Source organism: Bacillus manliponensis (assembly GCF_000712595.1).
In the GTDB taxonomy this organism is placed as follows: Bacteria; Bacillota; Bacilli; order Bacillales; family Bacillaceae_G; genus Bacillus_A; species Bacillus_A manliponensis.
The window spans coordinates 1-14,484 of record NZ_JOTN01000037.1; the positions used below are offsets into that span (position 1 = coordinate 1).

Sequence of the window (14,484 nt, forward strand, 5' to 3'; positions counted from 1 at the left end):
TGATTCCACTTGTAGGACCAGCTGCAAAATCTTTCCGCGCAATGGATAGCTTTATATCCATGTCGAAGCTTGTAAAGGTACAAAGTGCAAGCGTGAAGTTTAATTCAAGTAAGGTAGAAAATGTGGTACAATCAATGTGGAATATCGAAAACTATTTATTCGGAAAATTAAGACTAAAAACTTTAGGAGCTGAAAAATACGGTAACAATAAAATATTGAAGCACATAGCCTTTATTTGTATTTGGAAAACATGGATGAGACAGATATCATGACTTTTATGGAATTTGAAGACGATAGTGATGGAGAAAGCGTATGGTTTCTAAGTATGTAATTTCAGGTGAAAGGAGAAATCTCATGAATAAATTTGTAAATGACAAGTTTTATGAAGCGAGAAATAACCTATTAGAGGAGATTACTTTATTGAGTGATGCTCAATTCAATAGTAAGCCAGATATAAATAAATGGAGTATAGCACAAGTTTGTCATCACTTAGTTTTATTAGATGAGGCAGCTATAAAAGTTATTTCATTTGGATTAAAAGAGATTGATAGTACTCAAAAAGAGCGTCAAGAAATTCATTCTATATTATTAGATAGAACGAAAAAATTTACAGCTCCAGAAATTCTTGAACCAAGCTTAGGACCATTTGAAGTTCAGCAGATGATTGATTTTTTAAACGATTCGAGAAAAAAATTGATGATTTTTCTTAGTACAATAGAAGATGTATCCATATTAGCGAAAAAATCAGTGAAACATCCTGCTCTGGGAGAATTACTTCTTGATCAATGGATAGAACTTATATATTTGCATGAACAGCGTCACATAGAACAAATTAAAGAGATAAAACTACTTTTTGAAAGTTAAATAGTATATGAAAGCTCTATTCGATTGGATGGGGCTTTTTATAATAAAATCTAATTATACAAGAGACTAATTTTATTTCCAAGATTAGATTTCAATGTGACAAATAGGTGTTTTACTAATAATGTTACGAATTATTTTTGATACAGTATTTTGTTACAGCTATTTAAATTGTTAGGATATTCTATATTTCCGAATAAAATAAACAGTATAATATGGATATATTTAAGTGTTGAAATTAAGTTGGTAATGATAAATGGAGGTAGCTATGAAATACGAAATCATATTGTTCGATGTTGATGATACATTATTCGACTTCAGTATGTCGGAAAAAAAGGCACTACATAAAGCTTTTGTAGAATTTGGATTGCCTATGGGATTGGTGGATTATGAAGCCGATTACAAAGAGATTAGCAAAGTATTATGGAGAGATTTGGAACAGGGGCTTACTAATTTATCAGAACTGGGAGTAGAGAGGTTTAGGAGGTTGTTCCTTGCGCATGAGCTTGAAATCAATGCAGATACGTTCAACAGTGTTTATCTTGGATATTTAGGCAATGAAACACATATCGTACAGGGAGCCGTAGAATTATGTGATAATCTTGCCGGTTGTCGGCTGGCCATTATAACAAACGGATTCACGGATGTGCAGACATCAAGAATCGGGAGCTCTCCTCTCAGTAATACTTTTGAGCATATTATTATTTCTGAAGAAGCTGGATTCCAGAAGCCTGAAAAGGGTATTTTCGATTACGCGTTTTCCAAGCTACAGATTACAGATAAAGCTAAAGTGTTAATCGTGGGCGATTCTTTGACCTCCGATATTCAAGGGGGGATAAATTACGGAATTGACACCTGCTGGTTCAATCCGCATCTTAAGGAAAATAATATAGGAATTAAGCCGACGTTTGAAATCCGTGAGCTGACGGATCTTATAAAGATTGTAGGTAAGATGGATAGTTGAGAGATTTTAAACGAACCGTTCAAGAGATAACACTGATTATATGAATAAAAAGGTCCCTTTAGAAAATCTGAAAGGACCTTTTTATAGGTTTCTAAATAGGCTAACTGTTGATAATGTTGCGTTACGTCAACCTGACTTAAATAGAATATACAGCATACTTTTGCCTAATTAGACATATAAAATGGTAATAAAAAGATATTGGAGGGGTGTTATGAAACTAGTAGGGCAACAAATTTATCTTCGACTTTACAAAACTTCTGACGCCAGCGAATTAGCTAACTTACATATTAGAAATCGCGAATTTTTTCAACGAGTTTGCCCATTACTCCCAGAAGCCTTTTATACAGAAGAACATCAAAAAATGCGCATTGAACAGGCATTAAAAAAGACAGATGAAGGGCAATTATATGCTTTTGGAATCTTTTTAAAAGCAACTGATAAACTTATCGGAGACATTTCATTAACTCAAATTGCTATGGGAAACGTCCAAAGCTGTTATACGGGATTTACTTTAGATAAAGAGTATAATGCAAAGGGCTATACAACAGAAGCTCTTCAACTTGTTGTAGATTTTGCTTTTAGAGAATTAAAACTACATAGAATTGAAGCAGGAGCTATGCCTGACAATATAGCATCTATTCGTGTATTAGAAAAAGTAGGGTTTAAAAAAGAAGGCATAGCTAAAGAAAATGTAAAGATTAATGGCAAATGGACAGATCATCAAATATTAGCTATCATCAACAGCTTGGATGTGTAAACTCATTTCACTTCCAATAACGAATTTTACAACAACTAGCCCCCAAGAAGAGGGGCTAGTTGTTTTTTTACAGTAGCAAAGATGAGATTTCACTTTTAGAAACTGAATTTGAATAGTATTTTTCTCTATTTGGGTAGAAATAAGTAAAGTACCATAAACGGTCATTTTTGTTACACGCATTCCTATCGTTCATGAAAAAGTAATTTACTTTAAAGATAATATTACTGTTCATATAAACAGAAGGATCTGTGTTGAAAAACGTAAAAATAAAATCTTTGTTTATTTAAGGATTAAATTTGTTAATTCATCTAGAATCTTATCTTTCTCCAAATTAGACTTTTTAAGAATGGAAATTTCGGCAGCTTCATAAAGCATACTTGAAAACATTAATGACTTAAACATATCTATATCTTGTTCTAAGATAGTAAGTTTAGTTTGGATGTGTACTTGCAAAACATCTATCATTTTTACTCTTAATAGTGGAAACAGTTTAAAAAAGCTGTAAGGGCAGTTTTCTACAATTTCATTCATAAAATCATATATAGAAGTAAATAACACTTTAATATGGTTTTTATCAAGAATGGTTAAATTACCTGCCTTTTCATTTATAGCCCCCTTTATTGCTTTAAGAATCATTTCATCAAAAAGGTGGTATTTATCTTCAAAATGAGCATAAAAAGTAGCTCTGTTTATATTTGCTTTCTCTGTTATATTTTTAATAGTTATGTTTTCAATATCCTTCTTTCTTAGAAGATACGTAAAAGCTTCCTCAATATCCTTTTTTGTATTTGTATTTCGTATACCTTGTACCTTCATAATTATTTCTCTCCTTATCGCGACATATCAATATTTTTGTTGGTTGTAACGATTTAAACCAAGACCTATAATACCATTAAGACAACAACAGTTGTTTTAATAATAACAAAAAAGGTAGTTGGATAAATAAAAAAGACAATCGCAATTGTAGATGCAGATCCTGGTCTAGGGTTATCGTTAGCAAAAAAAAATAAATCTGGTGCAATCCTGTTTAATTCAGGTATTTCAGCTTTATATCCACTTCCTCAATTAGGGAACATCGGAATAGCGTGTTCAGGGCTAAGAAATTATGCTCAAAACTTGCATAACCTTTTTTGGGAAAATATGGGATTTATGTTGACTTTCAAGCTATTTCTTCATTAATTAAAAAAGGTACAGAAGCAGATCCTGATTTAATCGCCGAATCATGGTACGAGTTGTATAGTAAGCTAGATAAGTTTGAAACTGTCTTTCCTGAATTAAATGTATAAACTTATTATGTGATTTTAGGAGAGCCTATAATCTTTAAAAGTATCGGCTCTCTTTTTAGAGTAAATATTTCTATAAGGAGAGGAAATTAATGAAAACAATTCTTATAACTGGAGGAACAGATGGAATTGGTAAGGGCATCGCAATGGACTTCTTAAAAAAAGGGGAACGAGTTATTGTCATTGGAAGCTCATCATCTAAAGGGAATTTGTTCTATCAAGAAGCAGAGAAACTAAATGCTTCAAATAGAGCTATATATATTCAAGCCGACTTAAGTCTTGTAAGTGAGAACAAACGAATTATCAAAGAAATAAAAGAAAATTATTATTCATTGGACAAGGTCATTTTTTGTGCGACGAAACACAATAACACATATATTGAAACACAAGAGGGATTTGAATTTTCCTTTGCATTATATTATTTGAGTAGATTTATTCTCAGTTATGGTTTAAAAGAGTGCTTGGAAACAACAACAAATCCTGTAATTATTAATGTTTGTGCACCTGGAATGAAAGGGGAAGTGAATTGGGAGGACTTGCAGCATAAAAAAAGCTTTAAGAATGTTTCGTTTCATGGAAGTCGCTTAAACGATTTACTGGGTGTTGCATTTGCTGAGAAAGATACTGTCGATAAAATAAAATATATTCTTTATAATCCTTGGGCTGTACAGACCTCTGGAGTTTTTGAAATGTTTAAAAATCCCTTAATGAAGAATTTAATGAAATTGTCGTATAAAATAATCGGAAAATCAGTAGAAGAGGGGATTAAACCTATCATGAATTTATTAGAAAATCCACCAAAAGCTTCTTTATCTGCTTTTAAAATGGAAAAAGAAGTAAGTCTAATGATGGGAACCTTTGATAGAGAAAATGCTCAAAAGCTATATGACATGACTGTTCAAATGCTCGATAAAAAAGATTAGAGGAGCCTTTACTTCTGAAGAATATGAAATAATGAGTGGTACTTGTGATGAAATTCAAGCTCATATCAAAGAATTTGTTGAAACTGGTAAATAAGAATAATATATTTGATGTTAAAAAGCTAATATTTAAAGGAAAATTCGATTCCCTTAGCATACAGGAAATCGGCTTTTTCTTTATCGAAATTTGCTTAGCATACAAAATCTGCGTTTTGCCGTCAGTACCCCATGTCCATCAAGCTAATATTTTGAGATACCCCCATAACAAAAAAATTACTTTTTTACAGTTATCTATGGGGGTTCGGCTTATTTTTTTCGTCTTAGGGAACAATTAATTCCTTAAGTTGATGGATATGTAATGCTACTCCAAAAATTAGATTTTGACTCTAAATTTTAGGGGACATTGATAGTTAGGACATATATTTATTTTTGGTTTTTGATAAATTTATTGTATTATTTTTTATTAAATGAACGAATAAGGCGATTAAAGGCAAAGCTGTTCCAATGAGTAAAGTTACTTCACTATTAAATTTATAGTAAGTATAACTTCCAATCCATGAACCAAAGGCTCCTCCCAAAAAGAAAATAGTCATATATAATCCATTAAGTCTGTTTCTTATCTCTGGATTCAAACCAAAGATAACTTTTTGACCTAATAATAAATTTCCTGATACACCAATATCAATACTAATTCCTGAGATAAGTATTAAAATTACACTAAATAGTGAATGGTCTTTAACAAAAAATAATAGTACGATAGATAATAGTACGAGCGCCATTGATACATTAGTCATTATAACAATATAACCTTTATCTGCTATTTTACCAATAGTAGGAGTTAATAAAGCTCCAGCTATTGCAACAAAGCCAAATAATGCAATTTCATTATTTGAAAAATGTAATGGCTCAGACCTTAATAAAATTGGAATAACTGTCCAATAAAGACTAAATGTTGCAAATAAACATGTGTGATAAAAAGCTCTTTGTTGTAAAGAAGGAGTATTTATTAGTAGTTTTACCATAGAAGCTATTAAATTTGGATATAACATGTTGCTAGTCGATACTACTTCATAGTTGGGCAAAAATTTTATAATTAACAGTAATACGGCAACTAGGGTTATTAATGAAAAAAGAAATACCATTCTCCAGCCGAACCAGTCAGCTATTCCGATAGATAATGGGCGAGCAATCATAATCCCAATCAATAAACCACTCATTACTTTACCCACATATTTACCTGTCTCTTCAATGGGCACAATCCTCATTGTTAGTGGAACTAACATTTGAGCCGCACAGGCTCCAATGCCAATTATAGTTGTTAATATTAAAAAAACAATTCCATTTGTCGAAATCAGCGTACCAATTAATGAAATAATAGTTAGCCCGATAAGAATTCCTATTATTTTCTTACTTTTAAATAAGTCAGCCATTGGTACGATTAAAAATAAGCCCAATCCATACCCGATTTGTGTCAAGGTAGTGAGCAATCCGGATAAATCAGAAGAGAGGTTCAGATCTTTTGCAATGAATTGTACAATTGGTTGTGCATAATAAATATTTGCAGCAAGTGAACCACAACTAATTGCCAAAATAAATATTAGAAAATTAGTCTTTTTAGTCAACTTTATCATTCCTTTTATTTATTTTTATTTTTTGGTACGTTCGTTCCGGAGTTGTTAAAAAAGAAAGACTATAGGTCTGTAATAGTCTTATCCACTAGATTATAGGCTAGATTTTTCTCTTTTTTATATCTGGACATTAAATTAATGCTATGATTTAAACTTAGTAAAGAATATGCAACTAATTCAGAGTTAGCCTCCTGTGAAACTTCTCCTTTCTTTTTTCCTTCTTCAATGACTTGCTTAAATACTTTTTCAAGTTCATTAAAATTATTTATAAGTATTTCTTCTATGGAAGGATCAATATGTCCAATAAGCAGTGAAGAATTAGTTATAATACAACTTTTGGGAATTTCATCTGAATAGCATTTTTCAATATGTTGATAAAAAAAGGATTTAAGTGATGCTTTAGTGTTTATACCATTAAAAAGTAAATTTCTCTTTCGATAGCTATAACTTTTATAATGTTCTAAAACGAGTTTAAATAGTTCATCCTTATCTCCAAAACTATCGTAGAGAGTAGATCGACTTATTCCCATCGTATCAATGAGATCTGAGATATATGTAGCGTCATAACCTTTCTCCCAGAATAAATACATAGCTTTATCCAAAGCATGTTCTTTGTTAAATTTTATACTTCTCCCCAATTTACAACACCCCCATTCATATAATTTATTATAAAAATTCCGGAACGATAAGTCCAGAAATTTTTACAGAATACATCCAACTTGATATGAAACAAATGATGTCTGGTCTATCCTCTGGTGAAACAATAGAAATCCCCGAAGCATATATTGGCCAAAATTAGAAGCTTCCAACACGTGTCATGATCCATCGTTTAACCGACGTTCAAACACACACGCGTTTAAAAAATCAAGCAATATGTGAGAAGAAAAAGGGTATTATCATGAAGGATAAAAGTAAGCGTTTGATGAGCATGAATGTATATATTACGAACATACCGCCAGAAGAAGTACCGACTAACTATGTGCATTCCTTGTATTCACTGCGTTGGCAAGTAGAGATTTTGTTTAAAACATGGAAGTCGTTCTTTGAAATTGATGAGTGTAAGGACATCAAAAAAGAGCGTCTTGAATGCCATTTAGCACTATTCATTCTAAGAAATAGAATGACAAAATAGATGTTCTCACATAATAAAGTCGTTTAAAAGATAATAAATTTTTTAAAAAGATGGTGTGAAACTAGATTTTTATACCGTTTTTTCTTATTTCTTTTTTATAAAATGAAACACTTCTTTTTATTTAACTTTTCAAGATTTTCTTATCATAAATCGTTAAAGGAATTATCGATTTATACAAAAACTTAAGATGGTTATTATACATATATCTACTATATTTTTTTATATCTTTTATAAAAATGAGGATAATACATTATGAAGAAATTTTTAAAGTTTAGCTTAATAGGAGTATTAAATACATTTATCACAATTATTAGCTATATATTTCTCGTTAAAATTGGCATGAATTATCTTATCGCTAACTGCTTTGCTTATTTAATTGGGGTTGCTAACAGTTATTATTGGAACAAAAATTGGGTTTTTGAATCGAAAAATAAAGATTTAACATTATTTTTTAAATTCCTAACTGTAAATGTAATTGTATTAACTTTTAATACAATTAACCTGTTCATATTAGTTGATAAATTTTTCATCAATAAGTTTCTCTCACAAATTTTTTCTATCGGTGTTGGTCTGGTTATGAATTTTTTTCTTAATAAACTTTGGGTATTCAACAAACAAAGTCATTTCCATTAAATTAATATATTGTTGCTACAAGGAGGATAAAAATTTGCAGAAACTTATTTCAATCATCGTTCCTATGTATTTTGAAGAAGAAGTAGCACAAGAGTGTTATAATTGCTTAAAATCTGTTATGTTACAAAATAATATTAATTATGAATTTGTCTTTGTAAATGATGGTAGTACTGATCGGACAATGGAAATTTTAAAAGGTATTTCAACCGAAGACTATCGTGCTAAAATCGTAAACTTTTCTCGTAATTTTGGACATCAAACAGCTGTGACAGCAGGAATTGATTTTGCAAGAGGTGATGCTATCATAATCATTGATGCCGATTTGCAGGATCCACCTGAAGTCATCCCGGAACTTATTGCGAAATGGGAAGAAGGTTATGAGGTTGTTTATGCGAAAAGAAAACAACGTAACGGTGAAACTTGGTTTAAACTTGTTACAGCTAAATATTTTTACTGCTTCTTAAATTACATGTCTGATATCGATATTCCAAAAGACACAGGTGACTTCCGCCTTATCGATCGTAAAGTAGCAGATATATTTAAGCAAATGACAGAACGAAATCGTTTCGTACGTGGAATGATGTCTTGGATTGGATTTCGCCAAACATATATTGAATACGAAAGAGATCAACGTTTTGCAGGTGAAACGAAGTATCCACTAAAAAAAATGATGAAATTTGCTTCAGATGGTATTATCGCATTTTCTACAAAGCCGTTAAGAATGGTTATGACTTTAGGTTTAATCTCTGTATTAATTTCTATTGCGGTTTTAATATACTCAGTTATCGTTAAAATTTTTGGACAAGACATCCAAACTGGATGGACGTCTCTTATGGTTGCCATCACATTCTTCAGCGGTATGCAACTGCTCGGTCTTGGTATTGTTGGTCAATATATCGCTCATATTTATGATGAAAGTAAGAACCGACCAATTTATGTTGTAAAAGAGACTGTGAATATCGAAGAAGATGATGTGATTTTATACAAAAAAGAAAAAACAAATATATCTTAAAGACAATAAAAAGGATAGTAGCTTAATTATCAAGGGGATAATTTCTTTCATTTCGGAGATTTTATAAGTAAACTTTTAAGAATTTCTTGAGGTGTAGTAAATGTTTTCAATCCAGAACAACCAAGAAAAAAAGTTACTTGTTTTTGCAGCAATTATACTCATTCTTTATTTGGCTCCTTTATTTATTCTTGGAGAAAATGCGCATATTCGCGTTCATGATAATCTTGATTCCAATTTATCCTGGTATAAGGTTTTAGCAAGGAGCGGGGAGATAATAGGTCCGATTGATGCTACAATTCCACAGGTGATCAACAATCAATTATCAAGAAACGCATTTAGCACGGAATTTAGTGTTATTGTTTGGTTATATGCTTTTCTTCCAACTATGATTGCGTATGCATTAAGTCAGACAATTACAAGAGTAGTTGCATTTATAGGGATGTATCTTCTTTTAAAACAACACTTTTTACCTAGAGAGGAATGGATGGTCATTTCTGTTGGAGTTTCATTGGCTTTTGCTCTTACTCCTTTTTGGCCGTCAGGAATGCTTAGTACTCTCGGAATGCCTCTTGCACTTTGGGCATTTTTAAATATTCGAAAAGGGGAAAGGTCGTGGAAGAACTATTTCGTACTTACTCTTATTCCTTTCTATTCGAGTATTGTTTTAGGTTTTTTCTTCTTTTTAAGCGGGATGGGGGTTCTTTGGTTAGTGGATGTAATCATGAAGAAAGAATGGAACTTTCGTTTTCTTTTTTCAATTGCTTATATGACACTTATTTACATGATTGTAGAATATCGCTTAGTATCTTCCTTCTTCCTATCAACTGAACCTAACAGCAGAGATGAATATTTTCATGCAAGGTTATCGCTATGGCGGTCTCTCCGTCTTACAGTGAAAAATTTTCTTTTAGGGCATAACCATGTCATGACAGTCCATACATTTGTTATTTTACCTGTCATATGTATTGCGTTGTATTTTATCATTTCTAAGCGGAAATGGAAGCAAGAAAAAGTCTTTGTTTTTTTGTTTTTGTTTAACATCGCATTGTCAATTTGGTATGCTTTTTGGTTTTATAAAGGTTGGCTCCCGCTAACAAAACGTTTTCACATTTTGGATACGTTTAATTTTGCACGATACCATTTTTTGCGCCCGTTAGTTATTTATGTTTTATTTGCTCTTGGGTTAAAAGTTTTATGGTTACAAGGGAAAGTATGGAGACATGCTACGGTGGGTTTTGTGATCGCTCAAATTATTTTGTTAAGCTTTTTTAATGAGGAAATTATTTTTCAAAGTAAACCTTCAGTAAAGGAATTTTTTGCAGAAACACAATTTCAGGAGATAAAAGAGTATATCGGTTTACCTGTGGAGCAGTACCGTGTTGCTAGTATTGGTTTACATCCTGCTATCGCTCAGTACAACGGATTCTATACACTTGATACATATAACAATTTTTATCCTTTATCATATAAATATGAATTTCGAAAAATAATCGAGAAGGAACTAGCGAAAAATAAAACGATTCGTACGTATTTTGACGAGTGGGGTGGCCGCTGTTATATTTTCACCGATGAACTTGGAAAACAATATATGTTTAAGAAAAACTCGAAAAAACGCTTGGGAAATTTACAACTTAATATAGAGCATTTTAAAGAAATGGGTGGTCAATACATGTTTTCTGCTATTCCTATTGAAAATGCAGTAGAAAACAATTTGTCCCTTGAGAAAGTGTTTACATCAAAGAAATCCGCTTGGAAAATTTATTTGTATAAAGCAATATAGATAGGGGAAATAGATTACCTCTTTCAATGTACATACATAAAAACCAAACTAATATGTAGATGTAATATTAGTTTGGTTTCTACTATTTCGTGTTGGAATACCCCAAAAACTTTGACATGAAACCCACGTTAAGATAATTCCTAAATGTTGGATGTATCCAATGGGGATAGCTGATTTAAAAATATTTAGAAAATCCAGTTGACATCACCTGCTACTCGGTGTTACAGTGTACTTGTAATAAGTAATACCGAATAGTGAGGTTGCAAAAAAATTCAAGAAAAATAGTTGACACCTTCTACTCGGTTATACAATATACATGTAATAAGTAATACTGAATAGCATGATTTCCCAAAAGCTATTCAGTAAAAATTCACCTTAGTACTCTGTTATACTGAATATAAGTCAGACAGAATAGAGGAGGTAAAGGAGGATCTAAACATGGAAAATTTAACTGAAATGCTGAAGGGTTCACTGGAAGGGTGTGTGCTGGAAATCATCAGCCGCCATGAAACCTATGGATATGAAATTACCCGCCACCTGAACGAGCTTGGGTTTACCGAAGTCGTGGAAGGGACGGTCTATACCATCCTTGTACGATTAGAAAAGAAAAAACTTGTGAATATAGAAAAGAAACCGTCAGATATGGGGCCACCCCGCAAGTTTTACTCACTTAATGAGGCTGGCCGCCAGGAACTTAAATTGTTTTGGGAAAAATGGGATTTTGTATCATCAAAAATCAACGTCTTGAAGTCAATCTAGCTTCATAAGATATTCGGTCCGATACTTTTGGAGTGTCTTGTTCAGCTTTATAAAAAAAGGAGGAAAAATAATATGATGGAAATGTTCAAAAAAATGATTGGTGATAAAAAAGAATACAAAATGATGATGGCACGGGTTGAAGCCCTGCCAGATGACTACGAGTTTGTATTTAAGAAAATTCAAAACTATATGTGGAATTTCTCAGCGGGAAACGGGATGGATATGCTACACATACAGTATGAATTAATCGAGTTGTTCGAAGCCGGTGCGGCGGAAGGTAGACAAGTGCTGGAAATCACTGGGGAAGACGTGGCGTCCTTTGCTGACGAACTAGTGGCAAACGCTAAAACTTATGTCGCCAAGTATCGTGAAGATTTGAATCAGAGTATCGTGAAGAGATTGAGAAAAAAATAAATGCAATAGATAATACCGACTGATTAGCTAGTTACAAATGTGAATTGTCGCCATAGCTATTCAGTTATATTTTTAACTCAGTACTAAGTAATACAGATTATCAGTGAGACTAAATAGAAGAGAGTAGACAATTTAGCTTCATAAAGCGCTTTTTATCCCGTAAAAGCCCGATTCGTTCAACTAACACTCGGTGGGGGGAAGAAACCCCCACTGAGTGAAGTTTCACTTTATAAGGAGGAGAAAAGTATGAGCAATGTAGCGATTTCTGTAAAAGGGTTAAAAAAATCTTTTAAAGACAAGGAAGTCTTAAAGGGGGTGGATTTTGAGGTGCAGCGTGGCGAAATTTTCGCACTGCTGGGTTCAAATGGAGCGGGCAAGACGACGACGGTTAACATCCTCTCGACGCTGATGAAGTCAGATGGTGGCAACGTAGGTATTTGCGGCTTTGACGTCCATCGTCAACCGGATCATGTTCGCCAGAGTATCAGCCTGACAGGGCAGTTCGCAGCTTTAGATGGCATGCTCACCGGGCGTGAAAACCTGATAATGATTGCCAAGTTGCGTGGAGTTTCCAATCCCGCTCAAGTCGCCGACAATCTGCTTGCAAGATTTAGTCTGACCGATGCAGCCAACCGCAGGGCAGACCAGTATTCAGGCGGGATGAAGCGCAGGCTTGACATCGCTATGAGCCTAATCGGGACGCCAGCAGTCATTTTTCTTGACGAACCGACGACAGGGCTTGACCCCGAAGCACGAATTGAAGTCTGGAATACCGTCAAGGAACTTGCTGTCAGCGGAACAACCATCTTGCTGACAACCCAGTACTTGGAGGAAGCGGAACAACTGGCGGACCGTATTGCCATCCTGCATGGCGGAAAAATCATCACGACCGGTACCCTTACTGAACTTAAAGAGATGTTCCCGCCAGCAAAAGTGGAGTACATCGAGAAGCAGCCGACATTGGAGGAAATTTTCCTTGCAATCATCGGCAAAAAGGAGGAGATGTAAATGAAAAGCAAAACAGGGGTATTACTAGGGCGTTTAATGCGCAACATCATGCGTAGCCCAGATACGATTATCACGGTGGCGATTACACCAATTATGATGATGTTGTTGTTTGTCTATGTATTTGGTGGTGCCATAGAGACAGGAACGGACAACTACGTCAATTATTTATTGCCGGGAATCTTACTGATGACTATCGCATCCGGTGTCGCTTACACTTCCGTGCGGTTGTTTACGGATGTAAAGAGCGGGCTGATGGCACGTTTCATTACTATGCCCATCAAGCGTTCGTCGATATTATGGGCTCACGTGTTGACCTCGCTTGTTTCCAATGTGCTTACTATCTTGGTGGTTATCATCGTTGCACTCTTGATGGGATTCCGTTCGAGTGCTGATATCCTGGATTGGCTTGCCGTAGCTGGGATAATAGTGCTGTTTACGCTAGCGCTGACATGGCTGGCTGTCATTCCCGGATTGACAGCGGGATCTATGGAAGGGGCGACAGCCTACTCGTACCCGCTGATTTTCCTGCCGTTTATCAGTTCGGCCTTTGTTCCCACAGAAACTATGCCTAAAATTGTTCGTGCGTTCGCTGAGAATCAGCCCGTGACTTCAATCGTGAATACGATTCGTGCTCTTTTGTATGAAGGGGCTGTTGGCAACGATATTTGGATCGCACTTGCTTGGTGCATCGGCATCATGATCATCGCTTACTTCTTCGCCAATAAAGCATTTAAACGCCAGTTAGGATAAGTACACCATCGGTTTGGTATCTCGTGGCAGCTAAATCTTCCGAAATAATATATATGTTTGGAAAAGCATAGGGGAATTTTTCATGCATTAATTACTTGTTATGTTCTCATGGGAACTATTGTCGATATAATACCTTCATATTATTCAACAATCGGGCACAATTCTGGAATAAGAATTGTGCCCTTATTTTTATATTGGACCGTTTAATGAAATAATCCCCCTAATATCGTAGGTGAGATTTAAGGATTAATTTGACTATCTTCTTGAAATGATTGTAAGGGGAACAAGAAATATGGAAGTTGAATAATTAACTACCGATAACAAGAATTATGTCAAAAGTAAAGCCGTCCTGATTGACGGTTTTTTGTATTTTTTGACTAGTTCAGTGTAGCCTATCCAGTATGTAGTCTTTTATTTTTAACTACTTTATTCTGAAAAGACTACGGAAATTCTTATTGAACTAAAACACCTGTTTGTTTAAGTGAATACATTCACATTTATAATGTCTCTCAAATATAATATCAGTTTATATCTTCACCATTCTTCTCTAACAGGTTCAAGATAAATTGTAATTTGTTAATCG

At 33.9% G+C, this 14,484-nt stretch carries 17 protein-coding genes and 1 pseudogene; 15 read left to right on the top strand and 3 right to left on the bottom strand.

The genetic code is table 11. The annotated features are described in order from the left end of the window. From BAMA_RS24780 to BAMA_RS22210, 5 genes are all read left to right on the top strand, one after another. A partial coding sequence (locus BAMA_RS24780) for a hypothetical protein (protein WP_034643898.1) occupies positions 1–272 on the top strand: 272 nt, incomplete at its 5' end. Continuing rightward, positions 251–331: a hypothetical protein gene (locus BAMA_RS25710; RefSeq protein WP_415782974.1), complete on the top strand. Its 81-nt coding sequence runs from the start codon at positions 251–253 to the stop codon at positions 329–331. The genes BAMA_RS24780 and BAMA_RS25710, both read left to right, overlap by 22 nt. A gap of 23 nt (positions 332–354) precedes the next feature. Beyond that, positions 355–864 carry a DinB family protein gene (locus BAMA_RS22200; RefSeq protein WP_034643901.1) on the top strand — a complete coding sequence of 170 codons (510 nt, stop codon included), beginning with the start codon at positions 355–357 and terminating at the stop codon, positions 862–864. A 265-nt stretch (positions 865–1,129) separates the two neighbouring features. Further along, a complete protein-coding gene (locus tag BAMA_RS22205; protein ID WP_034643903.1) occupies positions 1,130–1,825 on the top strand; it encodes a YjjG family noncanonical pyrimidine nucleotidase in 696 nt (231 codons plus the stop codon). 211 nt (positions 1,826–2,036) lie between these two features. Continuing rightward, a complete protein-coding gene (locus BAMA_RS22210) occupies positions 2,037–2,582 on the top strand; it encodes a GNAT family N-acetyltransferase (RefSeq protein WP_034643905.1) in 546 nt (181 codons plus the stop codon). A gap of 279 nt (positions 2,583–2,861) precedes the next feature. Here the strand turns inward: BAMA_RS22210 and BAMA_RS23645 are convergent, their stop codons facing one another. Further along, entirely contained in the window at positions 2,862–3,398 is a 537-nt protein-coding gene (locus BAMA_RS23645; protein ID WP_051759060.1) for a TetR/AcrR family transcriptional regulator, read from the bottom strand. Positions 3,399–3,712: 314 nt separating this feature from the next. Here BAMA_RS23645 and BAMA_RS24295 point away from each other — a divergent pair, with 314 nt between their 5' ends. Then, complete coding sequence (locus BAMA_RS24295; protein WP_200874717.1) at positions 3,713–3,868, top strand: hypothetical protein; 156 nt, start codon at positions 3,713–3,715, stop codon at positions 3,866–3,868. An 89-nt stretch (positions 3,869–3,957) separates the two neighbouring features. Beyond that, entirely contained in the window at positions 3,958–4,788 is an 831-nt protein-coding gene (locus tag BAMA_RS22225; protein WP_034643907.1) for an SDR family NAD(P)-dependent oxidoreductase, read from the top strand. Positions 4,789–5,195: 407 nt separating this feature from the next. Here BAMA_RS22225 and BAMA_RS22235 read toward each other — a convergent pair whose 3' ends face one another. Both BAMA_RS22235 and BAMA_RS22240 read right to left on the bottom strand, forming a co-directional pair. After that, positions 5,196–6,416: an MFS transporter gene (locus tag BAMA_RS22235; protein ID WP_200874718.1), complete on the bottom strand. Its 1,221-nt coding sequence runs from the start codon at positions 6,414–6,416 to the stop codon at positions 5,196–5,198. Between the two features lie 59 nt (positions 6,417–6,475). Continuing rightward, complete coding sequence (locus BAMA_RS22240; protein WP_034643912.1) at positions 6,476–7,051, bottom strand: TetR/AcrR family transcriptional regulator; 576 nt, start codon at positions 7,049–7,051, stop codon at positions 6,476–6,478. 65 nt (positions 7,052–7,116) lie between these two features. Here BAMA_RS22240 and BAMA_RS22245 point away from each other — a divergent pair. The 8 genes and pseudogenes from BAMA_RS22245 to BAMA_RS22280 form a co-directional block, all read left to right on the top strand. Continuing rightward, a pseudogene (locus BAMA_RS22245) lies at positions 7,117–7,509 on the top strand (transposase); the annotation flags it as partial. A gap of 288 nt (positions 7,510–7,797) precedes the next feature. Beyond that, positions 7,798–8,178: a GtrA family protein gene (locus tag BAMA_RS22250; protein WP_034643915.1), complete on the top strand. Its 381-nt coding sequence runs from the start codon at positions 7,798–7,800 to the stop codon at positions 8,176–8,178. A gap of 34 nt (positions 8,179–8,212) precedes the next feature. Further along, on the top strand, positions 8,213–9,190 hold the full coding sequence (locus tag BAMA_RS22255) for a glycosyltransferase family 2 protein (RefSeq protein ID WP_034643918.1): 978 nt from the start codon (positions 8,213–8,215) through the stop codon (positions 9,188–9,190). Between the two features lie 100 nt (positions 9,191–9,290). Beyond that, complete coding sequence (locus BAMA_RS22260; protein WP_034643920.1) at positions 9,291–10,970, top strand: DUF6044 family protein; 1,680 nt, start codon at positions 9,291–9,293, stop codon at positions 10,968–10,970. A gap of 438 nt (positions 10,971–11,408) precedes the next feature. Next, a complete protein-coding gene (locus BAMA_RS22265; RefSeq protein ID WP_034643923.1) occupies positions 11,409–11,729 on the top strand; it encodes a PadR family transcriptional regulator in 321 nt (106 codons plus the stop codon). A gap of 72 nt (positions 11,730–11,801) precedes the next feature. After that, on the top strand, positions 11,802–12,143 hold the full coding sequence (locus BAMA_RS22270; RefSeq protein WP_034643926.1) for a DUF1048 domain-containing protein: 342 nt from the start codon (positions 11,802–11,804) through the stop codon (positions 12,141–12,143). 246 nt (positions 12,144–12,389) lie between these two features. Then, the gene (locus tag BAMA_RS22275; RefSeq protein ID WP_034643929.1) at positions 12,390–13,151 is read left to right on the top strand and encodes an ABC transporter ATP-binding protein; all 762 of its coding nucleotides are present in this window, start codon (positions 12,390–12,392) and stop codon (positions 13,149–13,151) included. Beyond that, positions 13,152–13,901 (top strand): ABC transporter permease, encoded by a 750-nt coding sequence (locus BAMA_RS22280; protein WP_034643931.1) that lies wholly within the window; start codon positions 13,152–13,154, stop codon positions 13,899–13,901. It begins immediately after the preceding gene. Positions 13,902–14,484 lie beyond the last annotated feature (583 nt).

Coding starts and splice junctions, on each gene's coding strand:
- BAMA_RS25710 (WP_415782974.1), top strand. CDS start 251: ATGGATGAGACAGATATCATGACTTTTATGGAATTTGAAGACGATAGT.
- BAMA_RS22200 (WP_034643901.1), top strand. CDS start 355: ATGAATAAATTTGTAAATGACAAGTTTTATGAAGCGAGAAATAACCTA.
- BAMA_RS22205 (WP_034643903.1), top strand. CDS start 1,130: ATGAAATACGAAATCATATTGTTCGATGTTGATGATACATTATTCGAC.
- BAMA_RS22210 (WP_034643905.1), top strand. CDS start 2,037: ATGAAACTAGTAGGGCAACAAATTTATCTTCGACTTTACAAAACTTCT.
- BAMA_RS23645 (WP_051759060.1), bottom strand. CDS start 3,398: ATGAAGGTACAAGGTATACGAAATACAAATACAAAAAAGGATATTGAG.
- BAMA_RS22225 (WP_034643907.1), top strand. CDS start 3,958: ATGAAAACAATTCTTATAACTGGAGGAACAGATGGAATTGGTAAGGGC.
- BAMA_RS22235 (WP_200874718.1), bottom strand. CDS start 6,416: ATGATAAAGTTGACTAAAAAGACTAATTTTCTAATATTTATTTTGGCA.
- BAMA_RS22250 (WP_034643915.1), top strand. CDS start 7,798: ATGAAGAAATTTTTAAAGTTTAGCTTAATAGGAGTATTAAATACATTT.
- BAMA_RS22260 (WP_034643920.1), top strand. CDS start 9,291: ATGTTTTCAATCCAGAACAACCAAGAAAAAAAGTTACTTGTTTTTGCA.
- BAMA_RS22265 (WP_034643923.1), top strand. CDS start 11,409: ATGGAAAATTTAACTGAAATGCTGAAGGGTTCACTGGAAGGGTGTGTG.
- BAMA_RS22270 (WP_034643926.1), top strand. CDS start 11,802: ATGATGGAAATGTTCAAAAAAATGATTGGTGATAAAAAAGAATACAAA.
- BAMA_RS22275 (WP_034643929.1), top strand. CDS start 12,390: ATGAGCAATGTAGCGATTTCTGTAAAAGGGTTAAAAAAATCTTTTAAA.
- BAMA_RS22280 (WP_034643931.1), top strand. CDS start 13,152: ATGAAAAGCAAAACAGGGGTATTACTAGGGCGTTTAATGCGCAACATC.